General features: G+C 36.3%; 23 protein-coding genes and 1 pseudogene. 14 read left to right on the forward strand and 10 right to left on the reverse strand.

The genetic code is table 11. From position 1 onward, the window contains the following. Positions 1-31 precede the first annotated feature (31 nt). Positions 32-1,294, forward strand: coding sequence for an IS21 family transposase (istA, locus tag EGX95_RS28360; protein WP_002073783.1), 1,263 nt, complete (start codon positions 32-34; stop codon positions 1,292-1,294). Next, a complete protein-coding gene (gene istB / locus EGX95_RS28365; protein WP_000980839.1) occupies positions 1,291-2,055 on the forward strand; it encodes an IS21-like element helper ATPase IstB in 765 nt (254 codons plus the stop codon). Before istA ends, istB begins: the two co-directional genes overlap by 4 nt. Before the next feature lie 201 nt (positions 2,056-2,256). Here the strand turns inward: istB and EGX95_RS28370 are convergent. Further along, a pseudogene (locus EGX95_RS28370) lies at positions 2,257-3,391 on the reverse strand (IS3 family transposase). Positions 3,392-4,033: 642 nt separating this feature from the next. Between EGX95_RS28370 and EGX95_RS28375 the strand changes: the two are divergent. Further along, positions 4,034-4,552 carry a YehS family protein gene (locus tag EGX95_RS28375; RefSeq protein WP_001251737.1) on the forward strand — a complete coding sequence of 173 codons (519 nt, stop codon included), beginning with the start codon at positions 4,034-4,036 and terminating at the stop codon, positions 4,550-4,552. A gap of 93 nt (positions 4,553-4,645) precedes the next feature. Then, entirely contained in the window at positions 4,646-5,353 is a 708-nt protein-coding gene (locus tag EGX95_RS28380) for a M48 family metallopeptidase (RefSeq protein ID WP_000233766.1), read from the forward strand. Positions 5,354-5,502: 149 nt separating this feature from the next. Here the strand turns inward: EGX95_RS28380 and EGX95_RS28385 are convergent, their stop codons facing one another. Both EGX95_RS28385 and EGX95_RS28390 read right to left on the reverse strand, forming a co-directional pair. After that, on the reverse strand, positions 5,503-6,198 hold the full coding sequence (locus EGX95_RS28385) for a hypothetical protein (protein WP_000217565.1): 696 nt from the start codon (positions 6,196-6,198) through the stop codon (positions 5,503-5,505). Between the two features lie 14 nt (positions 6,199-6,212). Beyond that, positions 6,213-7,322 (reverse strand): mandelate racemase/muconate lactonizing enzyme family protein, encoded by a 1,110-nt coding sequence (locus EGX95_RS28390; protein ID WP_000704471.1) that lies wholly within the window; start codon positions 7,320-7,322, stop codon positions 6,213-6,215. A 92-nt stretch (positions 7,323-7,414) separates the two neighbouring features. Between EGX95_RS28390 and EGX95_RS28395 the strand changes: the two genes are divergently transcribed. Beyond that, entirely contained in the window at positions 7,415-8,686 is a 1,272-nt protein-coding gene (locus EGX95_RS28395; RefSeq protein ID WP_000972827.1) for a hypothetical protein, read from the forward strand. On the opposite strand, the gene nhaC is transcribed toward EGX95_RS28395, so the two are convergent. Beyond that, positions 8,675-10,096 carry a Na+/H+ antiporter NhaC gene (nhaC, locus tag EGX95_RS28400; RefSeq protein ID WP_000711544.1) on the reverse strand — a complete coding sequence of 474 codons (1,422 nt, stop codon included), beginning with the start codon at positions 10,094-10,096 and terminating at the stop codon, positions 8,675-8,677. The genes EGX95_RS28395 and nhaC overlap by 12 nt on opposite strands. Before the next feature lie 297 nt (positions 10,097-10,393). Between nhaC and EGX95_RS28405 the strand changes: the two genes are divergently transcribed. Both EGX95_RS28405 and EGX95_RS28410 read left to right on the forward strand, forming a co-directional pair. After that, complete coding sequence (locus EGX95_RS28405; protein WP_000853531.1) at positions 10,394-11,509, forward strand: M20 peptidase aminoacylase family protein; 1,116 nt, start codon at positions 10,394-10,396, stop codon at positions 11,507-11,509. Positions 11,510-11,732: 223 nt separating this feature from the next. After that, positions 11,733-12,341, forward strand: coding sequence for an SAM-dependent methyltransferase (locus EGX95_RS28410; protein WP_001005638.1), 609 nt, complete (start codon positions 11,733-11,735; stop codon positions 12,339-12,341). 47 nt (positions 12,342-12,388) lie between these two features. On the opposite strand, the gene ahpF is transcribed toward EGX95_RS28410, so the two are convergent. After that, entirely contained in the window at positions 12,389-13,915 is a 1,527-nt protein-coding gene (gene ahpF, locus EGX95_RS28415) for an alkyl hydroperoxide reductase subunit F (protein WP_000599494.1), read from the reverse strand. Positions 13,916-13,929: 14 nt separating this feature from the next. Then, positions 13,930-14,493, reverse strand: a complete 564-nt coding sequence (gene ahpC, locus EGX95_RS28420; protein ID WP_000924421.1) for an alkyl hydroperoxide reductase subunit C — start codon at positions 14,491-14,493, stop codon at positions 13,930-13,932. Between the two features lie 588 nt (positions 14,494-15,081). Between ahpC and mtnK the strand changes: the two genes are divergently transcribed. The 5 genes from mtnK (at position 15,082) to EGX95_RS28445 (ending at position 21,129) form a co-directional block, all read left to right on the forward strand. After that, positions 15,082-16,311 (forward strand): S-methyl-5-thioribose kinase, encoded by a 1,230-nt coding sequence (gene mtnK, locus EGX95_RS28425; protein ID WP_000033257.1) that lies wholly within the window; start codon positions 15,082-15,084, stop codon positions 16,309-16,311. 12 nt (positions 16,312-16,323) lie between these two features. Continuing rightward, positions 16,324-17,367 carry an S-methyl-5-thioribose-1-phosphate isomerase gene (gene mtnA, locus EGX95_RS28430; RefSeq protein ID WP_000392484.1) on the forward strand — a complete coding sequence of 348 codons (1,044 nt, stop codon included), beginning with the start codon at positions 16,324-16,326 and terminating at the stop codon, positions 17,365-17,367. A 54-nt stretch (positions 17,368-17,421) separates the two neighbouring features. Further along, positions 17,422-18,063, forward strand: a complete 642-nt coding sequence (locus EGX95_RS28435; protein WP_000926545.1) for an L-fuculose-phosphate aldolase — start codon at positions 17,422-17,424, stop codon at positions 18,061-18,063. Positions 18,064-18,301: 238 nt separating this feature from the next. After that, positions 18,302-18,904: a hypothetical protein gene (locus EGX95_RS28440; RefSeq protein WP_014297624.1), complete on the forward strand. Its 603-nt coding sequence runs from the start codon at positions 18,302-18,304 to the stop codon at positions 18,902-18,904. Beyond that, positions 18,901-21,129 carry a hypothetical protein gene (locus tag EGX95_RS28445; protein ID WP_000120380.1) on the forward strand — a complete coding sequence of 743 codons (2,229 nt, stop codon included), beginning with the start codon at positions 18,901-18,903 and terminating at the stop codon, positions 21,127-21,129. Before EGX95_RS28440 ends, EGX95_RS28445 begins: the two co-directional genes overlap by 4 nt. A gap of 49 nt (positions 21,130-21,178) precedes the next feature. Here EGX95_RS28445 and EGX95_RS28450 read toward each other — a convergent pair whose 3' ends face one another. The 3 genes from EGX95_RS28450 to EGX95_RS28460 are packed head-to-tail and all read right to left on the reverse strand — an operon-like array spanning position 21,179 to position 24,189. After that, entirely contained in the window at positions 21,179-22,186 is a 1,008-nt protein-coding gene (locus tag EGX95_RS28450; protein ID WP_063246612.1) for a FecCD family ABC transporter permease, read from the reverse strand. Beyond that, positions 22,183-23,223: a FecCD family ABC transporter permease gene (locus tag EGX95_RS28455; protein WP_000823048.1), complete on the reverse strand. Its 1,041-nt coding sequence runs from the start codon at positions 23,221-23,223 to the stop codon at positions 22,183-22,185. Before EGX95_RS28455 ends, EGX95_RS28450 begins: the two co-directional genes overlap by 4 nt. A 48-nt stretch (positions 23,224-23,271) precedes the next feature. Then, complete coding sequence (locus tag EGX95_RS28460) at positions 23,272-24,189, reverse strand: iron-hydroxamate ABC transporter substrate-binding protein (RefSeq protein ID WP_000732578.1); 918 nt, start codon at positions 24,187-24,189, stop codon at positions 23,272-23,274. 331 nt (positions 24,190-24,520) lie between these two features. On the opposite strand from EGX95_RS28460, the gene EGX95_RS28465 reads away from it, so the two are divergent. Next, complete coding sequence (locus EGX95_RS28465) at positions 24,521-25,570, forward strand: NAD(P)/FAD-dependent oxidoreductase (RefSeq protein WP_001078293.1); 1,050 nt, start codon at positions 24,521-24,523, stop codon at positions 25,568-25,570. A gap of 195 nt (positions 25,571-25,765) precedes the next feature. Here EGX95_RS28465 and EGX95_RS28475 read toward each other — a convergent pair whose 3' ends face one another. Then, on the reverse strand, positions 25,766-26,134 hold the full coding sequence (locus EGX95_RS28475; RefSeq protein ID WP_000235473.1) for a hypothetical protein: 369 nt from the start codon (positions 26,132-26,134) through the stop codon (positions 25,766-25,768). Between the two features lie 181 nt (positions 26,135-26,315). Here EGX95_RS28475 and EGX95_RS28480 point away from each other — a divergent pair, with 181 nt between their 5' ends. Further along, entirely contained in the window at positions 26,316-26,555 is a 240-nt protein-coding gene (locus tag EGX95_RS28480; RefSeq protein WP_001004507.1) for a helix-turn-helix domain-containing protein, read from the forward strand. Positions 26,556-26,709: the final 154 nt, after the last annotated feature.

The following is a 26,709-nucleotide window of genomic DNA, read 5'->3' on the forward strand; positions in this document are numbered from 1 at the left end:
AAACAAACATCAAAGATGGAGTGAAGAAACGGTGCTGAAGATTGGGGAGTTTTTTATGATTAGAGAGTTATTTCAGAAAGGGTGGACGAAAACAGCCATTGCAGAAGCAACAGGCTTCGATCGTAAAACGATCAGCAAATATCTAAAAAGCAATCAGTTGCCGGAACGTAAGGCAAGCGAGCAGCAGAAAGAGAGTAAGCTCGAACCCTATAAGTCCTACATCCTTCAACGAGTCAAAGAAGGAACAACCAACTGTGTCGTACTGTTAGAGGAAATTCAAACGATGGGTTACGAGGGGAAGATGACAATTTTAAGAGACTTTGTTCGTCCTCTTCGTCAACAGCCAAAGAAACAGGCAACCTTACGGTTTGAAACACCACCAGGGAAACAAGCCCAAATGGATTGGGCGTACGTGGGAAAATACTTAGTGAATGGCAATCTGCAAGACATTTATGCATTTGTGATGATATTAGGTTATTCCCGAATGAAGTACGTAGAGTTTACAACCAACATGAATCTCGAAACCCTCATGAAGTGTCATATGAATGCTTTTTCTTACTTTAATGGGGTACCAGAACAAATTCTCTATGATAATATGAAAACCGTTGTAATCAAGCATAGTCCTGTAGAGATTCGTTTCAATCGCAAGTTTGAGGATTTCTTAGCCTACTATGGGATTGTGCCAAAAGCCTGTCGTCCTAAACGTCCGCAAACAAAGGGGAAAGTAGAAAGAACCATTAAGTATTTGAAAGATAACTTCTTTCAGCGAAAACACGAACCAACTTTACATGCATTAAATGAAGCCGTACGTACATGGTTGGATCAGATAGCTAACAAGAAAACCAATCAGACTACTAATGAGTCACCATTTCAACGATTTGAGCAGGAACAGAAGTTCCTGCAGATATGGGGAGTGAAGCCTCTGTTTCCCACTTCACATTGGGAAACCAGAGAAGTCAGTCGGGACTGTGTGGTGTCGTACCGCGGAAAAAGGTATTCAGTTCCTTACCGTTACGCTGGACAAATGGTTAAGATTAAAGAAACACTCGATCATCATTTAGAGATTTACGATGAACGTGAATGTATCGCAAAACATCCGGTTCTTACAGGAAAAGCAACTACTCATATCCGAATGGAACACTATGATGGGCTACATACAAAAGAAAAAGGGCAGAAAGCGAAGAACGTTGAAGATTTGGCGACCGACGGTCTTCACTCTCATACCCCATCTCCAAATGTGGAAAAACGCCCTCTCGCTGCTTACGCAGCACTGGAAGAAGGTGAGTCTGTATGATGAACGAACTCTTATTGGAGCGTTTAAAGAAGCTCGGCTGGCATCATACAGCCAACCAACTTGATAGTTTACTAGAAGACGCTTCTAAGGATAATGTATCATATTCTGAGTTTCTTCACACTATCGTTTTGCATGAAACGGAGCAACAAGATTCTGATCAACTAGAAAAGCGAATGAAACGGGCAAAGCTGCCTTACACCAAAACGATTCATGATTTTGACTTTACATTTCAACCAAGTCTGAGCGAGAAAAGGGTCAAGGAAACCTTAACATGTCGCTTTATTGCCAATGGGGAAAATCGCATATTACTGGGTCCTCCGGGTGTAGGAAAAACTCATTTAGCCGTCTCCTTTGCGATTGAAGCGATTACCCAAGGATATACAGCCCTATTTTTGTCGGCCGACGACTTAGTGGCTCAGTGCCGCAAGGCCAATGATAAAGGGACACTCCAGCGACTCGTAAATCGTTGGAGTCGTCCAGACGTGTTAATTGTAGATGAAGTAGGTTATTTTCCTTTTGATGAACTAACCGCCAATGTTTTCTTCCAGGTTGTTTCAAAGCGATACGAACAAGGAGCAATGATTTTAACATCTAATAAATCGTACCTTGAATGGGGAAAAGTTTTTGGTGACGATGTATTGGCAACGGCTATCTTGGATCGCCTCTTACATCATGCGATTACATTTAACATCAAGGGTGACTCCTACCGTTTGCGAGAAAAGAAAAAAGCAGGAATTTATCCTGCCCAAACAACGATTTAGCCGTTCATAATGGGGAATTTCATTTCGTTGAAATTGGGGAAATTTGAATCGTTGTTGACAGGCATCTTAGTTGTAAAAGAGTAGATTGTTATATTAATTAAAAAAAGATGCTATGAAAGTTCTTATAAGAACTTTCATAGCATCTTTTATCTTATTTTAAATTAGTAATTAGAGTATGATAAATGGTATGTCAACACGAAACTAGACAATTTTTTTAAGGTGTTCCTGCCTGTACTGAACAGGACTCAAATAGTCTAGTGTTCCATGGATTCTAACATTGTTAAACCAGTTTACGTAGTCGTTCAATTCTAAGGTCAATTCTTCTAAACTTGCGAAATGACGACCGCGGACGAACTCTGTTTTAAAGATTTTGTAGGTTGCTTCCGCTACCGCATTATCGTATGGACAGCCTTTTGCACTTAATGAACGCTTGATTTGGAAGGTCTCTAACGTTTCATGAATCAGCTTGTTTTTGAACTCATTTCCTCGGTCTGTATGAAATAAGGTAATCCGATTCAAGTTTGCTTTCACCGTTGCGAAAGCTTGCGAAACAAGCGCGGCATCTTTCTTTTGGCCTGCGCTATGTCCTATGATTTCTCGATTAAAGAGATCAACTAATAAACATACGTAATTCCACTTTTTGTTCACACGGACGTATGTTAAATCACTTACGACTACAGCCAGTTCTTCTTTCTGGTTAAACTGACGATCAAGTTCGTTTGAAATTTTTTCTTCATTACAGCTAACTCTCTGTGGCTTAAATTGTGCAATCGTATAGTTAGATACTAAACCTTGGTTTTGCATGATTCGTCCAATACGACGACGTGAAATCACATATCCTAATTTCTTCAATTCCACTTTTATTTTTCGTGTTCCATAGTTCTGACGGCTCTCTCGGAAGATTTCTTTCACGAGTGGTGACAATTCATCGCCTGTATGTTGTGCTTGTTTTGCCTCATAGTAATACGTTGCTCTTGATAATTGTAGGACATTGCACATTGCTGATATCGAGTATTTATGTATGTTATTCTTCACTACTTTTACTTTCGTCCTAGTATCAGCGCCGCTTGCTTTAAAATGTCATTTTCCATAAGAAGCTGTTTGTTTTGTTTTGTTTTCTCAAAGCTTCCAATTCTAGTTGTTCAGCGGTCTTATTATCTTTCTCTTTAAACGAGCCAGACGTATGATTTTGATTGATCCACCGATCCAATGATGATGGTGTTAATCTGTATTCTTTAATGATGTCTTTCCCTGGTTTACCATTTTGATACAGTTGAACCATTTGGTGTTTAAATTCTGTTGTAAATGTTCTTCTTTCTCTTTTATTTTTCGTCATAGTAGATTCTCCTCAAATATATTAGTTGTAGTCTACTTGACCTTAATTTTTTTGTCTAGTTTAGTGTAGCCTATCCAAAATAACTAGATAAATTTTAAGGCTTGTTATTATTGAGTTCACTCTATTTATAGAAAACATTAAAGATTTGAAGAGATACGCTGGTTAAGTTTATATATTTTGCTTTGATTTTTTTATGTTTAATAATATTTATCAGCTTGTTTTCGTCAGCTTTCTCTATATGCCTCTATAAGTAATAGCTGTTGGTCGTGAATATTACTCACGGGTACAGTGTTAATACTTGTCCCACTATTTTTAGTGTTAGCAACTCCTGCACAAAACATGCTGTATATTCTTACTATAATTCTCCTTCAGCACTTTTATCTTTTGAACAAATTTCAGGTGTACTAAATATGAACTGAATTTACATGCACATTGAAAGAGACGAAAATGAATCGGAAAAATTGGATTCGTCTCTTGAAATTAAGTCTTCTTGTGTTTTTGGTATAGTCTTAAAAAATATTAATTAGAGAAGACTATACAATAAGCCCAATGATACTAAACATGTTAATTTAGAAACTAAAGTATGTCAGAGAATGCACTTCGACTGCCGTATAAATATTCAACATTTCAGGAGGCAAAACAATGGCAATGAGCAACAACGATATATTAAAAAGAGTAAGATATGCTTTAGATATAAGAGATATAGATATGGTAGAAATCTTTAAACTTGGCGGTATGGAAGTAACGAAAGAAGACGTAGTTGATATGCTTACAAAAATAAAGAGAGCGCCTCAGCACGAACCTGAAAACCCTGATGTGGAAGAAGATGAGTACGTAAAAACATGCGATATGATGATGTTAGAAGCATTTTTCAATGGATTTATTACTTTAAAAAGAGGGAAGCAAGATCCGAAACCAGGGCAACCGGCACCTGTACAAAGCAAAGAGAGTGCTAACAACCTTCTTCTAAAGAAAATGAAAATCGCACTATCTTTAACGAGTGAGGATGTACTTGATATATTAGATAGTGTAGGCGTTACAGTGACTAAGGGAGAACTAGGCGCTCTATTAAGAAAAAAAGGTCATAAAAATTACAAAGAGTGCGGCGATAGATACGCAAGGAACTTCATTAAGGGATTAGCTGTAAAGTATAGAGGATAATGATTCCGTTAAAGCGGTAAATGATATAATAGGTAGAGTAGGACGTTCGTATCCTACTCTTTTTATATGTAAAATAATACGTTAGGTGATGAAATGGTACATACTTATTTAGGTGAGACAATTAATTTTCATATAACTTATAAGAAGAAAAAATCAGTGCGTCTTTTTGTAGATTCTTACGGAAATGTAGAAGTACAAGCTCCAAAAGGGACACCTGTTGAATATTTAGTCCAGTTGCTAGAGGAGAAGTGGGATTGGATTCAGACAACACGTAAGGAAATGGCGGAGCGAGCGCGTGGACCACAGGAAAAGGATTATGATCAAGGAGAAGGCTTTTTGTATTTAGGAAGTACGTATCCGATACAAATTTCTCAAGATGCAAATATTACGCAAGACAATGCAGTGTTTGAAGGAGATAAGCTACATATTTATGTGAAAGATCTTAAAGATGAGAAAATACAGCAAGCGTTAAAACGATTTTATTATAAGCAGTGTAAAACCTTAGTAGAGAAGAGCATTAAATTGCATCAAAGTAATTTCAAAACAAAACCACGTTCTATTCGTATTACAGATAGTAGTCGTACTTGGGGTACTTGCGATTCGAATTTACAACTAACATTCAACTGGAAGCTAGCAATGGCACCACAGCGAGTAATTGACTATGTAGTTGTTCATGAAATGTGTCATATGGTTCATTTAAATCACGATCGCTCTTTTTGGCGTCTTGTCGGGAAGATCATGCCCGATTATAAGGAAATGGAGAATTGGTTAGCATTATCTAGTTGGAAGATGACGGTTTAGTGGTGGGCTTTATATAGGTTGCAATTATTGTCAATACTTGACGGTAAGCCGATATATTTCAAAAATCGTTGATATATTTGGAGTTGCAATCGATATGTTCAATAAAGAAAAAGGAGATCAGCAGACATCTCCTTTTTCTTACCTAGCAATTATCGTCCAAATTTCACAACAAAATCTTCGTCTATTTTCTCCAATCCATACCCACGATACCCCTCTGAAAGCAACGTCTGTTGTCCACCAGCATCGCTCATCAGAACGTTCTCAATCTCCGTCCAATCTCTCTCCTTGTCCCCACGCAATTCCTTCACAAAAACATACCGCATACTTCCGCCATACTTCTCCTTCAGTGCAGCAATCTCCATCCCTTGCGCGAACTTATCCTTTAAACTCGGAATGTTAAAAGGGGCAACGGTGCAGCAAACATAGTCGTATTTGCTATCGTCTTTTTGTAATTCGTTCATAATAACTGTCGCTAATATTTTTTGCATCCCATTTCCTCGGCAGTTTGGATGAACATTTGAGATTTCTTGATAGATGACGCGGTGTAGTTTGCTTTCTGCTATACCAATATCAAGTCCTAAATGTTCATCGTCGATAGGAGGGACGAGTAGGGCACGAAATGCGATAAGTTTGTTGTCGATAAAAGCACCGATCATCATGCCATTTCCTTCTAGAATGTATTGAAATTCTTCTAGCGAGAGTGGTTGTAAACGGCTTTTATCTTCTAGTGCTTCAACTACAACGTTCTGTAGTAATAAAATTTGTTCGATGTGCTCTTTGGATAGTAATGTAACATGAAATGGATCGTTATTTTGTTTTAATAATCCTTTGTATAGAACTGTCATGCGTTAGTCCTCCTTTAGCGTACAACGTCTTGAAATACGGTTAGTTCTTGTAGTGTATCTTCGTTTATTTCAATGCCGAGTCCTGGCTTTTCGTTTAAGCGAATAAATGGTACGTCATAGTGTAAGTTTCCGATGTCTTTCGTGAACTTTAATGGACCTGTAAGTTCAACGCTCGTAATGATTTTTTTCGAGAAAGCGACATGGAATCCTGCGGAAGAGGCAACGGATGATTCGACCATGGATCCAACTTGGCATTCAATGCCGGCCATTTCTGCTTGGTGAGCGAGTTTTATAGCGGGATATATGCCGCCGCATTTCATTAGTTTTATATTTACTTTATCAGCCGCGTCTAATTTAATGATTTGGCGCATTTCACGAGAACCTTTTAATCCTTCATCAATCATAAGCGGAAGGTCTGTTTTCGAACGAATGTGAGCCATTGCGTCAATATCGTCCGCGATAACAGGCTGTTCAATCCAGTCGATGTTTACATGACCTAATGAACGAAGTGCTGTTAATGTGTTGGCGCTATTTTTCCACCCTTGGTTTACATCAACGCGAATCGCAATATCATTTCCTACACGTTCACGTACCGCTTCAATTCTTTTTACATCTTCTTTTACATTTGTACCGACTTTCATTTTGAAAGATTGGTAACCTTTCTGAATCATAGAGGCAGCTTCTTCAGCCATTTCTTCTGGATCTGCGATACTTAAGACGTGAGTGACAGGAAATTCTTCATGGTAGCGTCCGCCAATTAATTGATATATAGGTTGATTTAGTTTTTTGCCCATTATATCAAAACAAGCAATATCTATTGCAGCTTTTGCAGTAGGAACACCGTAAATTGTATTGTCCATCATATCGTGTATTTTCTCGATATTCATTGGATTTTGCCCGATAAGAGCAGGAGCAAGTGTATGTTTTAAAGTATGGAAAGTACTTTCCCACGATTCGCCTGTAACGTGATCATCAGCAACGCCTTCACCGTAACCGATAATGCCTTCATCTGTTTCCATTTTGACGATAATAGAAGGCATATGAGAATAAGAACCGTAACTAATAACAAACGGATCGCGAAGCGGTAAACGAATTGCGTAAAGGTGAATAGCTGTAATTTTCATTGAATAAAGACCCCTTCCTGTTTACAATGGTTTTGTACATTTGATATAGTTGACGTTAAATAGTCGTTAATTAATGATAAGGAGTTAGAGAAATGATGATAAAAATTGCGGTTGTCGGTTCAAAAGAGTTTATGGAGACAATTTTACCTATTGCTCATAAACTAGAAGAAATAGAGATTGATCCATATATTTACCTTCATCCGGCGGAATCTTCTGAACTATTAAAGCGTTTAAAGCCTTGTGATGTCATCTTTTTCTCAGGTGCTTTACCTTATTATATGGCAAAAGAAATAAGAGAACAATTACGAATTCCAAGTACGTACTTACAGCAAGACGAGACAACTGTCGCATCTTCAATTCTTTCTATCATGTATCATCAAAGTATTCAACCACATAACATTTCTATCGATTTAGTAGACCGCTCGTTTATTACAAATGTGTTCCATGATATCGGTATAAAAGAAAGTCCACAAGTGTTTGATTATGAGAATATGCTGTGGAGTAAAGATGAAATAAATAGAGTTATCGATTTTCATGTAGCTAAATATCAATCTGGAGAGGCTCATTTAGCTTTAACTAGTATTCATGCTGTTTACGACGAGCTTCAAAAACTAGGTGTTCCTTCAGAGCGAATGATTGATCCAACACAGTCCATTATACATGGGTTAAAAGATGCAAAAATAAAAGCTGAGTTAGCAAAAAGCTATTCAGCTACTGTTGGTGCTTGTATTATTTCTTCTTTAGAATTACGAGATGGTTTGCTTGAGCAATTAGATGTTATTTCAAAAGAACTACGTGGTTCATTTAAAACAATTGATGAAATGACGTTCATTTTATATACGACTCGTGGTGATATTGAATCCATTATAAAAACAAATACGATGAATAATTTATTTGCGAGTATAGAAGGAACGATAGCTATTGGATTTGGTTACGGAAAAACTGTGAAAGAAGCGGAGCAAAATGCTAAAATCGCCCAAGGTTTCGCGAAGAATAATCCAATAGACCACTGTTTTTATATACTAACAAGTGATAAAGAACTATTTGGTCCGTTCCCGAAAGAACAGAGAGTACAAAGTTTGAAAAATGATAATCCGGAACTAATGAAAATAGCGAAGGAAACGAAACTTAGCCCAGCAAATTTATCAAAAATTATTCAATTTAGTCAATCGCATCCGTCATTAAAGTTTACAGCAGCAGATCTTTCTGAATACTTACAAGTGACTCGACGATCAACTGAAAGGTTATTAAAGAAACTAGTTGATTATGGATATGTTCATATTTGCGGCGAGGAAATGCCTTATCAACAAGGGCGTCCTCGCGCAATATATGAACTGAATTTACCGTTATCTTTAAGCTTCTAATTGAGCTTTTTGTTTCTTTAGTAGTTCCGCTTTTTCAATGTCAGATAGTTTCGTAATTGTGAGACCAGTTATACCGTAAATAATCGAGATAATAGGTACGATGAAATTCAATATAGCATAAGGAGCATATTCGAAAGCACCTACGCCGAGTGTTGCGAGTATAAATACACCGCATGTATTCCAAGGTACAAAAACAGAAGTTAATGTTCCTCCATCTTCTAATGCTCTGGATAAATTTTTAGAATGTAGTCCTTTTTCTGTGTATGCATTCGCGTACATTCTTGAAGGAACAACAATCGAAATATATTGTTCAGAGCAAGTAAGATTTGTTGCAAAGCAAGATGCGATAGTTGAAGCGATAAGTCCTTTTGCTGATGTCGCTAATTTTAAAATTTGATTTACAATGGAGCGAAGAATACCTGTATGTTCTAATACTCCTCCGAAAGTCATAGCGACAATTGTCATAGAGACGGTATTCATCATAGAGCTTAAACCACCACGATTAAATAGCTCGTCTACTAGCTTGTTGCCAGTGTCTATGACAAATCCACTTTGGAGTGCAGCGACAGCTGATGAGACAGAACCACCTTGAATAAAGACTTGTGATAAAAATCCTAAAATAATACCTACGAGAATAGCTGGTATAGCAGGAACTTTTTTAGCGACCAATACCATAACAACTACAGGTATGATTAATAGGAAAGGTGAGATAACAAAGTTTTGTTGCAATACTTGTAATGTTTGCTCGATGCTTTTTGCATCGATATTGTTAGCACCGAAGCTTCTTCCTAAGAACGCGTAAACGATAAGAGTAATAATTAAACCTGGAATTGTAGTAAATAACATATGACGAATATGTGTGAATAAATCTGTATTTGTTAATCCTGCGGCTAAGTTTGTTGTGTCTGAAAGCGGTGACATTTTATCGCCGAAATAAGAACCGGAAATGATAGCACCGGCAACCATTGGAGCTGGGATTCCCATACTTAGGCCAATACCCATTCCTGCAACACCAATTGTTCCCATTGTAGACCAAGAGCTACCAATAGCTAATGCAACAATAGAACAAATAATTGTAATTGAAACTAAAAATAGTGATGGTGTTAATAGATTTAAACCGTAATAAATCATTGTTGCGACGATTCCACCACCAATCCAAGCACCGATCGTTAAACCTACTAGAATAATGATAACGATAGCGGGTAATGCGAGGCGAATTCCTTTATACATTGCTTCTTCAATGTCGTTCCATTTGTAACCGTAACGCCAAGCGACGATGGAAGCAACGGTTGTACCGATAATAAGTGGGACGTGAGGGCTTTGTTTTAATACAACAATTGTAACCATCATAACTGCAACTGTAATGATAATAGGGATCATGGCTACACCAAAAGGTATTTCTTTTTTCATAAATGTCCTCCTTGTTATGTATGTATGTTTGTTTGTATTTTTAGAATTGTCGTAAAATAGACGTTTATTAGGTTATGATAACTAAAAATATATGTAAGCGTCAACATAAAAGACAGAAAATAAGTAATATTCTAGTTGTTTGTTTAGTTTGTAATATAGATGTAGAGTAAGCTTTTTTAGTGTTTAAAAATAAATAATTGACTTTTTTCTTAAAATTCAATATGTTCATAAAAACATCTGTTTTTCATAAGTATAATTAACCTGAATGGTTTGGAATTTGGGAAGGAGAATGTAGCTTTGAAAACATTAGAACTACAAGAGCGTTTAACTGAAATTTTTCAGCATTTACATGAAAACCCTGAAGTGAGTTGGAAAGAGTATGAAACGACAGCGTATATTACTAACTTTTTAAAAGAAGAAGGAATTTCATATAAAATATTTGATGATTGCCCAGGGGTGATTGCTGAAATTGGAAGCGGAAATCCAGTTATTGCGATTCGTGCTGATATGGATGCACTTTGGCAAGAAGTGAATGGAGAGTTTAAGGCGAATCATTCGTGTGGTCATGATGCGCATATGACGATTGTAATGGGACTTGTGTTACAATTAAAGAATATGAGGTGGAAAAGTGGCACAGTTAGATTTATTTTTCAGCCGGCAGAAGAAAAAGGGAATGGAGCTTTAAAAATGGTAGAGAAAGGTGCTGTGGATGATGCGGATTTCCTATTCGGTGTTCATTTGCGCCCAATTGAAGAACTATCTTTGAAACAAGCTGCCCCATCAATTCGTCACGGAGCAGCAGGATTTTTAGAGGGTACGATTCACGGAGAAGATGCACATGGAGCACGCCCGCATCAAGGGATAAATGCGATTGATGTTATTTCCATGATTAATATCGGTTTGAAAAACATATGGCTACCACCGCAAAGTTCCTATTCAGTAAAGATGACGAGGTGCCAAGCTGGTGGTGATAATTTAAATATTATTCCGGGTAACGGGCATTTTAGTTTAGATGTCAGAGCGGAGAGTAATACATTATTAGAAGAATTGAAGAAAAAAATAGAGCATGTCATAGAATCAGCTGCATCGATGGGATCGAAAACTTCATATGAGTGGATTGATCTCGCGCCAGGAGCTGAAGTTTCAGAAGAAGCTGAGCGATTTATGCGTAAAGGCATTCTTGAAGTGTATGGGGAAGATAAATGTACGGGACCACTTTATACGACAGGAAGCGATGATTTCCATTATTACACAGTGAAGAGACCACATTTAAAAGCTGTCATGCTTGGATTAGGAGCAGACCTACAACCTGGATTACACCATCCATATATGAAGTTCGATCATAGTTGCATTATGGATGGGGTAGAAATATTAAAACAAACTGTATTGAAAGTGTTAGAAGACAGGGGCTAGGGAGCTTCTGTTTTTTTTTTTTTTTTGTAGAAATTTGTCGTTAAGTCGATATCCTTTGTCGAAACGTCGATATATTGAAAAAATCGTTGATATATTTGAAATTACGATAGATATATTGAGAAAATCGTCGATATAATTTCACGTACCTATTAATTTGATAAAAAATGAGCATCCAGTACATGGTGTATAATAATAAGTACCATTTTTTAATAGGAGAAAACGAATGAACGAACAATATTACGATGCAGTTTTACATATAAAAACAGTCGGTGAGCAAAAAGGGTTTAACAAGTCTATGCATTATCATCGCTATGAACCGACGCCGTATAGCGGATTAGATGAGTTATTGAATCAATATGAAATACGAAGTAGCGACCGAATTGTAGACTTTGGATGCGGAAAAGGGCGATTAAACTTTTATATGCATCATAAATGTGGTGCTTCAGCAGTTGGAATTGAAATGAATGAAGAGTTTTATAAAGAAGCGATGGATAATCGAGATCGTTATGCACGAAAGGTAAGAAACAGCAAAGATAAAATTAGGTTTGAATGCTGTTTAGCGCAGGAATATGAAATTGATTCACGTGATAACCGGTTTTATTTCTTCAACCCATTTTCTGTACAAGTATTTATGAACGTAGTAAATAACATTTTACTTTCTGTAGAAGAAACGGGGAGAGAAGTGGATATTATTTTGTATTATCCTTCTGAGGACTATATTTTCTTCTTAGAAAATCAGACTGCGTTTGAGCTGAAGAAAGAAGTTAGATTGCCAGGTGCTTATGAGAAGAATGGGAATGAGAGATTTTTAATTTATACATTAAGATTATAAAAAAGCAGGTGCCAAGGCACCCGCTTTTTTTACTCACGTTTATATAATTAGTTACGGATTAAGTAATCAAATGCACCTAAAGCTGCGTTTGCACCTGAACCCATAGAGATGATGATTTGTTTGTACGGATTATTTGTACAGTCACCTGCAGCAAACACTCCTGGTACGTTTGTAGCGCCGTGCTTGTCTGTTACGATTTCACCGCGAACGCGCTCAACTGTTTCGCCTAACCAGTCTGTGTTTGGAACAAGACCGATTTGTACGAATACACCTTGTAATTCAACGTGATGAACTTCTTCAGTTTCACGATCGATGTAAGAAATACCGTTTACTTTATCAGTACCAGTAATTTCTTTCGTTTGAACGTTTTTCAGAACAGTTACGTTTGGTAAGCTGTTAAGACGCTCTTGTAATACAGCATCAGCTTTTAATTCCGGCATGAATTCAAGAACAGTTACGTGCTTAACAATACCTGCTAAGTCGATAGCTGCTTCAATACCAGAGTTACCGCCGCCGATAACTGCTACGTCTTTTCCAGTGAATAATGGACCGTCACAGTGTGGGCAGTATGCTACACCTTTATTTTTGAACTCAGCTTCACCTGGTACGCCAACATTACGCCAGCGAGCACCTGTTGAAACGATTACGCTCTTACTTTTCAGAATAGCGCCGTTTTCAAGTTCCACTTCAATAAGTTCTTTTTTCTCTAAACGTTTTGCACGTTGTAGATTCATTACATCGATGTCGTATTCTTTTACGTGCTCTTCAAGGCTTGCTACTAGCTTAGGACCCTCAGTGCGTTTTACGCTGATGAAGTTCTCAATGCCCATAGTATCCATTACTTGACCACCGAAGCGCTCAGCAACGATACCAGTGCGGATGCCTTTACGTGCTGCATAAATTGCTGCACTTGCGCCAGCAGGGCCGCCACCAACAACAAGAACATCGTATGGATCTTTATCAGAAAGCTCTGATGCATCTGGACCGTTACCCATTTTAGCTAAAATTTCTTCAAGTGTCATACGACCGCTTCCGAAAGATTCGCCGTTTAGGTAAACAGTTGGTACTGCCATGATGTCTTTGCTTTCTACTTCCTCTTTGAATGCAGCGCCATCAATCATAGTATGTGTAATACCAGAATTAAGAACGCTCATTACGTTAAGAGCTTGTACAACATCAGGACAGTTATGACAACTTAGGCTGATATAAGATTCAAAATGATATTCGCCTTGAATGTTTTTAATTTGATCGATTAATTTTTGTTCAACTTTTGGAGCGCGTCCACTTACTTGTAGTAAAGCTAACACTAATGAAGTAAATTCGTGTCCTAATGGAATACCAGCGAATACGACACCAGTGTCTTCACCAGGGCGGTTTACGCTAAAGCTTGGTGTTCTCTCTAGTTCAACTTTTTCTACTGTAATCTTAGATGACATAGTAGCTAATTCGTCTACTAAAGCTAACATATCTTTAGATACGTCGTCGTCTCCTGCGCTTACTTTAAGTAAAATATCGTTCTCCATTAACTGAAGGTATTGGGATAGTTGTGTTTTTATATCTGCATCTAGTATCATTTTGATCGAACTCCTTAGATTTTGCCTACAAGGTCAAGGCTTGGTTTAAGTGTTGCAGAACCCTCTTGCCATTTAGCTGGGCAAACTTCACCTGGGTTGTTACGTACGTATTGAGCTGCTTTAATTTTGTTAACAAGAATGCTTGCGTCACGGCCGATACCGTCAGCATTGATTTCCATAGATTGGATAACGCCGTCTGGATCGATGATGAATGTACCACGAGCAGCAAGACCTTCTTCTTCCATTAAAACGTTGAAGTTGCTAGTGATTGTACGAGTTGGGTCACCAATCATGATGTACTCGATTTTGCCGATAGTTTCTGAGCTATCATGCCATGCTTTGTGAGTGAAGTGAGTGTCTGTAGATACAGAGTATACTTCAACGCCTAACTCTTTAAGAGTTGCATATTGGTTTTGTAAGTCTTCAAGTTCAGTTGGGCAAACGAATGTGAAGTCAGCTGGGTAGAAACAAACTACACTCCATTTTCCTTTTAAACTTTCGTCAGTAACTTGGATAAATTCTCCATTATGGTAAGCATTAGCTTTAAACGGTTTTACTTCTGTGCCGATTAATAACATATTAAAATTCCTCCTAAATGTTGGTTTTGAGCATCAAAAAATAGTGTGCTCATAAAATATATTTTTTAATTAACTATAATAATTCTAATTCGATATTAATTATCATATAGAAGTGGTTATTTTGTCAAGCGAATAAACGAACTTTATATCAATTTAATTAATATTTATTCTCAATTAAGGATAACAGGGAATGGAAAGGTAATTTTAAGTTTATAAATTTTCAATGAGTGCTTGAAAGAGTAGTGTGTATGTTAGAGATATGATGTAAGTATCAATTCTTAGGAAGGAAATATTTCTTAGAAGTTGTCTTTTTGAAAAGGAACTGCGTATTTCTATTTTACAAAGAATTGTGTGATAAATAAAATAAAATGAACTAGAATCTTTTTGAACAATTTTTGTCCTCTCAAATATATAATTAGGAAGCATATTGCAATGATATAGAAACATTGACTCAAGATATTAACAAGATATAATAAAACCTAGATATACATTTCAAAAAGAAGAACATATATTATAGGATGAAAGATTTAATCCTATTATTTTTTATAGCTTTTAGAAAACGCTTACAATTAGTGTGGAGGGGAAACCATGTCTAAGTTCACGAAGTATTTTTTAATGGAAGCTAGCGATGTGATTGTATATGTGAAAGAGAAATTATGTAAGTTTGAACATGCAAAGGGGTTACAGTGTAAAGAAATAGGCGATGGTAATTTAAATTATGTATTCCGTGTTTGGGATGAACAGAAGAACATTTCTGTCATTGTAAAGCAAGCTGGGGATACAGCACGTATTTCAGATGAGTTTAAGTTGTCGACGAATCGTATTCGTATAGAATCGGATGTTTTGCAGTTAGAGGAAGAGTTAGCACCTGGACTTGTTCCGAAGGTGTATTTGTTTGATAGTGTGATGAATTGTTGCATAATGGAAGACTTATCGGATCACACAATATTACGTACAGCACTTATACATCATGAAATATTTCCGAGGCTTGCGGATGATTTAACGACCTTTTTGGTAAATACGCTCTTATTAACATCGGACGTTGTAATGAATCATAAAGAGAAGAAGGAACTTGTGAAGAATTATATAAATCCTGAGTTATGTGAGATTACAGAAGAACTCGTATACGCTGAGCCATTTACAAATCATAATAAGCGTAATGAGTTATTTCTGTTAAATGAAGGGTGGATTAGAGAACATATTTATAGTGATAAAGAGCTTCGTATAGAAGTAGCAAAACTTAAGTTTTCTTTTATGACGAATGCACAGGCGCTTATTCACGGTGATTTGCATACTGGTTCTGTTTTTGTAAAAAATGATTCCACAAAGGTAATTGATCCTGAGTTTGCTTTTTATGGACCAATGGGCTATGACATTGGGAATGTAATGGCGAATTTAATGTTTGCTTGGGTAAATGCAGATGCGACAATGTCAACTGGAGCCGAGAAAGATACGTATATGGATTGGTTACAATCGACAATGGTAGAGGTAATTGATCTATTTAAGAAGAAGTTTTTAAATGCTTGGAATATTCATGTGACAGAAATCATGGCGAAGGAGGAAGGCTTTAACGAAGTATATTTACAATCTGTATTAGAGGATACAGCTGCAGTGACAGGTCTTGAGTTAATTCGTCGTATTGTTGGGCTTGCGAAAGTAAAAGATATTACTTGTATTGAGAATGAGGAAGCACGTGCTAGAGCAGAACGCATTTGTCTTCAAGTAGCAAAGAAATTTATTTTACGAGCGAATCAATATAAAACAGGTACAAGCTTTGTAGAAACGTTAAAAGAACAGTCAATGCACTACGCGAAGTAAGGGGAGAAGATGATGGAAGAGCAATTAATACCAATCCAGTGGAAAGATGATGCTTTAGTTTTATTAGATCAAACATTATTACCGAATGAGGTTGTTTATGAATCTTTCAAGACAGCTGAAGGTGTGTGGGATGCCATTCAAGTAATGAAAGTAAGAGGTGCGCCAGCGATTGGTGTTTCAGCAGCTTACGGTGTGTATTTAGGAGCCAAGGAAGTTACTCAAAATACGGTGGAAGAATTGATAGAGGAAGTAAAAAAGGTATGTGCATACTTAGCAACATCAAGACCGACAGCAGTAAACTTATTTTGGGCACTTGAAAGAATGGAGGCAGTCGCGACAGAGAACGCACACTTATCAATCGCCCAGTTGAAAGATAGATTATTAGAAGAGGCAAAAGAGATTCATAGAGAAGATGAAGAAATTAACCGTCACATTGGAGAACATGCACTAACATTATTCCATGATGGAATGGGAGTATTAACACATTGTAATGCAGGTGCGTTAGCGACGACTAAGTATGGTACTGCGACAGCTCCAATGTACTTAGCGAAAGAAAAAGGATGGGACTTGAAAATCTATTCAGATGAGACACGTCCTAGATTACAAGGTTCAACGTTAACAGCATTAGAATTGCAGCGAGCGGGAATTGACGTCACTGTCATTACAGATAATATGGCAGCTATGGTTATGTCACAAGGGAAGATTGATGCGGTAATCGTTGGATGCGACCGTGTGGCAGCAAATGGTGATATAGCAAATAAAATTGGAACATTAGGCGTATCTATTTTAGCGAAATACTACAACATTCCGTTTTATGTAGCGGCACCAACGCCGACAATTGACTTAAAAACACGGACAGGAAAAGAAATTCCGATTGAGGAAAGAGATGCTTCTGAAGTAATTAATCGCTTCGGACAATATTCTGCTCCGAAAGAAAGTAAAGTATATAATCCAGCATTTGATGTCACGCCACATGAAAATGTAACAGCGATTATTACGGAAAAAGGCATTGTAAAAGCACCGTTTACGGAAAACTTAAAAAAGCTATTTCAATAAGTGGATAGATTTAAAAAGTCAGTCATCATAAGCTTCATACTTAGGGGGATGTATATGTTATTACAAAAAGAGAGAGAAGAAATTGTAGCGTATGGAAAGAAAATGATTTCTAGCGGTTTAACAAAGGGGACAGGCGGTAATATTAGTATTTTCAATCGGGAGCAAGGTCTTGTTGCCATTAGCCCAAGTGGTTTAGATTATTATGAAACGAAGCCTGAAGATGTAGTTATATTAAACTTAGATGGCGATGTAGTAGAGGGAGAGAGAAAACCATCAAGCGAACTTGATATGCATCTTATTTATTATAGAAAGCGTGAAGATATAAATGCGCTTGTGCATACACATTCTCCTTATGCAAAGACGATTGCATCATTAGGATGGGAACTGCCCGCAGTATCGTATTTAATTGCTTTCGCAGGCCCAAATGTTCGTTGTGCACCGTATGAAACATTTGGTACGAAGCAATTAGCAGAGGCGGCTTTCGAAGGGATGATTGATCGTCGTGCCGTTTTACTTGCGAACCACGGTTTAATTGCAGGTGCAAATCATATAAAAATGGCATTTACCGTTGCAGAAGAAATTGAGTTTTGTGCGCAAATTTATTATCAAACGAAAAGCATTGGGGAACCGAAGCTATTGCCAGAAGACGAGATGGAGAATTTGGCGAAGAAGTTTGAAGGGTATGGACAGCAGTAGTTAGCTATGGAGTGTTTTGTCTATTGCGATAGATTCGGAAAAGGATCTATTGCAGTAGATTTTTTTATAAATATTAAATCCTTTTAAGGGAATAATTTAATTTAATGATATAATGAGGTAAATATTGTAACTTTTATTAAGGATAGATAAGCATAAAATATAAGTAGTTTAGAAAAGTATATACATATTTTGGGGAGAATAACTGATAAAGTGAAGAGAATGAAGGGATGGATAAGGTTTGGGGAATAGTGAAATGTTAATGAATCAATTATTTCAGGGAATACAGTCTACTAATGATAGTTTGGAAGAAAAGATTATTTTACCGAATTTGACTGGCGGATATGATTTGAAAAGCAGAAGCGGAGAAGTGGTCGCGGAGTATCAGCCGTCTCCTGTTGAAGGTGGTGGCGTTATAATGGATGGTCATGGAGAAACAATTGCTCGTGTTCAAGAGAATGCGTATGATGGAACGACCTTTGATTTTGGAGGTGGACATACCGTTTCTTCTAGCCAAAATATGTATGGTGGGGAAACTTTTCATGATAATGTTGAAGGGATAATAGGGTACTCACAGCCTAATAGTTCGGGTGGCTTAACAATGAATACAGCTACAGGAGAAAAATTATATGATATGAACTCGAATCCACTAGGGGAAGGGATGACAATTGATACAAGTCCAGAATTCATATCCCCGAATATAGATATAGATGTGATTGATACTACTCATTTGGACGCTTTAGATGTAGTGAATAGTGTTGTGGATATAACGGATGCGGGTTCTATTTTGTCTACGTCTGTAGATGGATTAGATATTTTAGATTTGTTGGGGAATCTGTTTTGAGTTATATAAAAGAAAAAGAGCAAGCTGATAATCCAGTAGAGCTGTATTTAGAAACCAAAAAACAATTATATGAGCAACTTACTCATAATGTAGCAGAAGAAATTGAATCTTTTGTCGAGAGAGTAGGAGAGGCACTTTTCCAAAAAATTCATGAAAGTATTGAAAAACGGAATAAAATGCTAGAAGAAGAAGTCTTTAAGCCCTTACAAAATCCAGATAATAAAGAAATGTATTCACAATATATTACCCGTTTTTTTCAATTAACTCAGGTGGGCGAAATTAGAGATGAGCTGAAGAGGATACTGAGTTTTCCATATTTAGGGAAAGTGTATTATGAATTTCTTGAAGAAATATCAAAAAATCAACATGGACATTTATTTAAAAAATTATATTTTACAGGTAATGTTTTTGAGGGGTTAAAGAAAAGAATGAACCTTTCAATGGATACCACGATTAAAAACTTTCAAAATTACTATGAGGCATATGGTCAATATACAGAATTATTAAGAGATATACAAAGTAGGCTTCCAGGGAAAAAATTTGTGCAGCTTGTATCACAAATAATGGCATCGTTAATTATGGGGTTTGGAGGCTCCTTCTTAGTTAAAGGACTTGCAAAATTATTAGACCCAGATGCTTTAAAAATAGTAAACGCGCAAGAGAATGTACGACAAATGTGGGATAAATATAATGAACAGTTGAAGGTGGATCTGGAACAATTAAAAACCCATTATAAGTATGTTCAATTGAGTTTATATGGTGGCGCATTTGTAACTGTTAATAAGCAGCTGAAAAAGAGTGGCATAGAATTTCAAAAGTTATATTTGCAAGATAACGTTTATAAATTGCAATTAATTAAAGGTGAGCAAGGACAGGTAGTAACATGGGCAATAGAAACGATTTCTCATATACAATCTTTATTACAGAAAAAAGAAATTGACAAAGCAGTCCAAGTATCTAACCAGTTTTATCAACACGTTAGCAAGTATCCAATTATGGAACGAACAATTATAAAGAATGGGAAAAGTATTAAATATTATGCGAACTTATTAAAATTTGCAGCGCTTATGTGCAAATCGTTAGAACTATACGAAAAAGAAAAGGATACTTTTATCACCTTTACTGCAGAGTTATTTAAACAATTACCGATGGTAGTTCATGATCATGATCTTAGGAATTTAGGTTTGATGACAAAGATTGAGTTTACAATGAAATTTTTGCATCATGGTTTGAAAGAGAATCAAAAATTAAATCTGATTTTGGACTATGAAATGCGTATGGTTAAACGAAAAGATGAGCATGATTTATATCCTGGTGAAGAATTAAAAGAGTTTAGCTCTTCTCAATACCTTGCTATTTTACTTGCTCGATTTATGAAATCGAAGCGTCAGAAAGTAAATTCTTTTTACCGAATATCACAAAATGAAGAGGTACCATTCGCTGTTATGATTAGTTTGAAAAGATTGTATAAAAAGACACAGGGATGGGATTCTTTCTATAAATATTTACTCGCTTGTACAACTAATGAAAGACTTTCAAAGACCTTCAATAAGGTGAAAGGTGTACTACAGGTTATAAAAAAAGATAAAAGAATCTATATTCCACTTGGCATGGGTATATTGATGCTATTTGGTATAAGTGGAATGTACTTGATGAAAGAGGACAGTAACAGTGCTTGGCATGGAGAGAAAATAGTATGGCGTAGTAATGGAGAGAAGAGTTCTTCTCAAGAAAATACTACTCTTGCAAAAGAATCGGATGCAGATAAGTCAATTCCATCAATATCGGTGAATGATAGCGCTGGTTCTTCTTATAATTTTAAAGTTAAAACAAAGCAAGAACTAAAACAGGTTCTAGAAACAGCTTTAATTGACGGGAATTTGGGACCATTTGGATTGAATGTGATTGGACAAGAACAATCTGCAGTGAAACAAGAATTTGGTACACCTGATGCTTTACAGGAAGCAAAGTGTACAGCTTGTGATGCAGCTAATACTGTTACTTATGGTGATTATAACCTGGATATGTTTCCTTCAAAAGTTAAAAAAATTTGGTTACATATGAATATTCCTGTAAATGAGTTAAAGAGTTGGTTAGGTGAGCCGTATGGAATAGAAGAAGGGATAGATAGTGATGCCCTTGTATACCGCAAGGAGGGCTACGCTATCTATTTCAGTGTCGCTGATGATTTTGTAAAACGCGTTGATATGTATAAAAGTGAATAAAATGCTGGAGATAAAAATACCCTCAAGATTTCATTCTTGAGGGTGTTTTTTACGCCTTCTTAAGCAACAAATACATAAAGTAAGGAGCACCAATTAAAGCGACAACAATACCTGCTGGGATACCGTTAGGTTCAACGATATTTCGTCCAATTGTGTCTGCTAATAGTAATAGCCATCCGCCGATTAAAAGGGCGATAGGCATGAAGATTTGATGCCTTGGACCTACTAAAGATTTCGCGATATGAGGAGCCATCAGTCCGATAAAGCTAATTCCTCCTGTTACGGAAACTGCAGCAGCTGCAAGCGCAACGGCTGCCACTAATAAGTATCTGCGTTCTTTTTCAATTTCAATTCCAACGCCAATTGCGACCGGTTCGTTTAATGCTAGAATGTTTAATCGGTTTGCTTTATAGAAAACGAACGGAATGAATACGATTAACCATGGAAGCATTGCTAAAACGAAGATCCAGTCATCTCCCCAAATGTTACCGGCAATCCATTTGGCGATAAAGTCCACTTTCATACGATCTGCGGATGAAATAAAGACGATCATCATTCCAGATAGTGCAAATGCAAAACCGATACCGGTTAATGTTAATCGCACCGGCTGAAGTCCAGTTGATTTACTATATGAAAACAAGTAGATTAGAACAGCTGTTAGAAATGCTCCAATAAATCCAACGACAGGTAGTAAGTAAAGAAATGAGCCTACATCTATTGGAAAGTATAAAAAGAAAATAGCAACAGCAACACCGGCCCCAGAGTTGATTCCGAGAATACCAGGTTCAGCTAAATCATTTCGGGTAATTCCTTGCAGAATAGCTCCTGATAAAGCGAGAGCCATACCAGCTAATAATGTAATGATAATTCTAGGTAGCCTTAAAGAGTATAAAACAAATTCCTCTTTAAAAGTTCCTTGTCCCATTAGTGTTGGGAGTAGTCGCTCATAAGATAAAGATGCTGAACCGAGCCCCATTCCAATTACAATAGTTGTAATGGTTAGTATAAGTAAAGCGAGTATAATAAGACGTTGTTTTCTTAGAATAGATGGGATCATGAGAACATTTTTCCTCCTTTACGTACAATGAATAGGAAGAATGGTAATCCTACAATTGCGACAATAGCAGCAACTGGTGTTTCGTACGGAGCGTTAATGGTACGTCCAATTGTATCTGCAAGTAGCATAAAGGAAGCACCAGCAATTGCTGACATCGGTATAACAAATCGGTAATCTGGCCCGACAATTGGGCGTACCATGTGAGGTACCATTAAACCGATAAATGCCATATTTCCGACAAGTGCTACAGACGCACCTGCAAGTAAGATGATAATGATAAATAGAATGGTTTTAATAACAATAATTTTTTGACCTAGTCCAATAGCCACTTCTTCACTGAAACTAAGAACTGTCAATTTTTTTGCTAGTAAGATAGCGATAAAGATACTAATTGAAATGACTGGAATAATAACTTTCAATTGGCTCCAAGTAGTTCCAATTACACCTCCAGCAGTCCAAAGTGATACATCTTGTGAAATTTTGAAGTAAATGCCGACTCCTTCTGAAATTGCGAGTAGAAATGCTGAAACGGCAGCACCAGCTAATACAATTCGAAGAGGGGAGAGCCCTCCTTTTTTCACCATACCAATTCCAAATACCATAATTGCACCAACTGCAGCACCGATAAAGCAAGCTAATGTTAAGTAAAGATAGCTGATGGAAGGGTTGAAAGCAAGGGTTAGTGCAAGCGCAGCATTTGCTCCACCAGATAGCCCGAGTAATCCAGGATCTGCAAGTGGATTTCGTGTTAATCCTTGCATAATTGCTCCAGAAACAGCAAGTCCAGCTCCTACAAAAATAGCGGCAACTTCACGGGGCAAACGTATTTCGCGAATAATAGATATTTTATCCCCTTTAGCGGAGGAAGTGAGTGCTGACCATACGTCTTTTATTGAAGTATCTGCAGCACCTAATACCATTGCTACCATAAAAATAAGAAAGAATGCAATTATGCTTAAAATTAATTTGTATGTAAAAGCTATAGAACGTGTATTGTCATGTTCTTTTGTCATTCGTTTCACATCTTTTCTTTTCATAGAATAAAGGAAGAGGAATTCTTAATTTAAGAATTCCTCATGTTTGTATTATTTACCAAGAAAGCTTTTCTTGAAGAAGTCTAGTTGGAAGTCTAATGTAAGTGGATCGTTGAAATAGAATTCCATCATGTTTGCTTCGTATACACGATTATTTTTTACTGCTGGGATGTTTTTATATGATTCTGTCTCTTGGAATGAGTTATCAGTATCTTTGTTTTTACTTACGATTAAGTAATCACCAGCAAACTCAGGTAATACCTCAGTAGATAATGCGTAGTAACCTTCTTTTAATGCTTTTTCTTTTACTTTTTCAGGCATTTTTAATTTCATTTCTTGGTACAGAATTTCTGTTCCGCGGCCCCAGTTCTCGCCGTATACATAAAGCTGTTTGTTGAAGTTTTCTACAACAGAAACTGTAGCATCTTCACCGATTTTTGCTTTAATTTCTTTACCAGCTTCTTGTGCACGTTTCTTGAAGTCATCAACCCAAGTTTTTGCTTCTTTTTCTTTGTTTAATAACTTACCGATTTCTAAATGTTGTGTTAAGTAATCAACTTTTCCGTAAGTGTATGTTACAGTAGGAGCGATTTTCTTTAACTTATCGACATTTTTAATATTTGATAAACCGATGATTAAATCTGGATTTAGTTCAGCGATTTTTTCAACATTTTCATCTGATACTTCAGCAACGTCTTTAAGTTTGCTATCAAAACGTGGGTTTTGTTTAGACCATGAATCTACCCCAACAAGATTTACACCTAATGACATTACGTTACCAGCGAATGATGATAAAACAACAACGCGTTTTGGATTTGCAGGAACTTCTACTTTACCATTTTCAGATTGGTATGTAATGGTTTCTGATTTACTACCTTTTGCATCGTTCTTTTTGTCTGTAGAGCCATTGCTACAAGCGCTCATAACAAGAACGAAAAGAACTGTTAGCGAAATAAATAACTTTTTCATCGTCTGTCTCCTTTAAATAGATGATATGTGTATACGATAATTTGTTTAACTGCAATCTTTTTGAAAGAGTAGTGGTAATACAAAATATTTATTAAAAATTTTGAATGTGAGATGTCACAATATAGTATTAACCATACTAATAAAAGAAGATGTAACCTCAAATTTTCTAATTATTAACAAATTGATAATGATTATCACTATTGATTCATTAAATAATATAATTTTATCTAGTTGTATTGTCAATAGTAATTTTAATTGTAAATTTTGCGGAAACAGGTTATATTTTATTGAGAATGATAATCAATTATTAGTAGCTGAGGAGTGAGCACGAATGAATCGAGAAGAATTGTTTGATGTAACTGTGATAGGCGGAGGACCTGCAGGGCTTTATTCAGCTTTTTATAGTGGACTCAGAGAAATGAAAACGAAAATAATAGAATTTCAACCACAGCTAGGTGGAAAAATACATGTTTATCCAGAGAAGATGATTTGGGATGTAGGTGGACTATTACCAGTTACAGGTGATAAATTAATTGAGCAACTTGTACAACAAGGGTTAACATTTCAGCCGGAAGTTGTATTAAATACAAAAGTAGAATCGATTATTCGTAATAAAGATGGCACTTTTACGTTAAAAGCAAACGATGGAAAAGAACACTTTTCAAAAACAGTTATTGTGGCAACTGGAAGTGGTATATTGAAACCACAAAAGTTATCAATTGAAGGTGCTGAGCGATTTGAAGTATCGAATTTAAATTATACAGTGAAGTCTTTAAAGCGTTTCAAAGATAAAACGATCATTATTTCCGGCGGAGGAAATTCTGCCGTTGATTGGGCAAATGAATTAGAACCAATCGCGAAAAAAGTATATGTAACATATAGAAAAGAAGAATTATCTGGTCATGAAGCACAAGTGAAGCAACTGCTGAACAGCTCAGCTGAGTGTTTCTTTCATACATCGATTACAAAATTAATTGCTGGTGATAGTCATGAAGCGATTGAATATGTAGAATTAACGAATCATGAGACAGGTGAAGTTTCTCATTTACCTATTGATGAAGTTATTATTAATCATGGATATGAACGTGACATTACATTATTAGAAAATAGTGAGTTAGACGTTGCGATTATAGATAATTTTTATATTGCAGGGAATGCAAATAGTGAGTCTTCAGTAGACGGATTATATGCTGCTGGGGATATTTTAAAGCATGAAGGAAAATTACACTTAATTGCGGGAGCATTCCAAGATGCTGGAAATGCTGTGAATAAAGCGAAACAATTTATTCAGCCAGATGCAAGTGAGTATGGAATGGTTTCTTCGCATAATGAGGTATTTAAGAAGAGAAATCGAGAATTGATTAAGCAGATGATGAAATAGTAAAGGAACAAGTATCCCCCCATTTACTTCTCTATTCGAATGATGAGAGAGGTAAATGGGGGTTTTCCTGTTTACTATATTTTCAATCATTATAATGACACCGGTTTCATCAGTTCATGTGACATGAACATTTTATTTGTGAATCTTCCTAGAAAATAATGAATCTATGTTTTGCTGACGCAGAACTGTATTACATTATGCTGTTCCTTTAGCTCGTTCGTTAGGAAATGGCATGTTTAATATAGAAGCAATGTACTGTTTTCCATGCATTCGAGCTAATGATTCTAATATTTGGCGAACACGTTTTGTAAGATGACCTTGTTTTTTTATTTCCTCACAATATGCGTCATAGAAAACGTATTTAGCCCAAAGGAAATCATCTTGTTGGAATAAGAAATGATTTTTGTACCATTCTCCAATTGTATGGTAACAATTGTTTTCCTGTATTGCTACGCTTTGAGAAAGAATACGATCAGATAAAGATGCAGTTAAATGAGAAATTGTGTTTTCTGTTTCAATTTGTAATGTTTTTTCTAACATTGTAATGATGTGACGAGTAGCCATATGTTAACTCTCCTTTGTGTAAATGGGTAATACCATTCTATATTTAAAAAATTCTTACTATATACTATTATACAATATATGGAATGCATCTACCTGCTTTTTAGGTTGCATTTACAAAATCTTTTTTATTTGTTTACAAAAATAAAGTAAGATACAGTATATAGGAAAAAATAATAAAGGAATGAACGAGTTGTATATAACAGTAGAAGAAGCTGCGGAGTATTTAAATTTACCAAAGTCGTATATTGAAGAGTTAATTCAGCAAAAGAAAATTCGTGCACTATTTGATGGAGAGCAATATTTATTAAATAAAGAACAATTCAATACACATTTAGAACAAATGGAGAAATATAAGCAATTAGTGGAAGAAATATTGAACGAACCAATTCCAGAAGATATGGATGTTAAAGACGAAGATTAAACTATGGGAAATCCCTTATGAAGATATGCAGAAATGTATCTTCATAAGGGATTTTTTTGTTTAAAGATATTAAAAGCATAAGGAGTTCTTAGCCTTTCCTCAAATTTTGATAGGTAGTAGTCTACCATGTTAAAAGCATATTTTTTTCTAGCTA

The organism is Bacillus sp. FDAARGOS_527, from assembly GCF_003812125.1.
GTDB classification, from domain to species: Bacteria; Bacillota; Bacilli; order Bacillales; family Bacillaceae_G; genus Bacillus_A; species Bacillus_A paranthracis.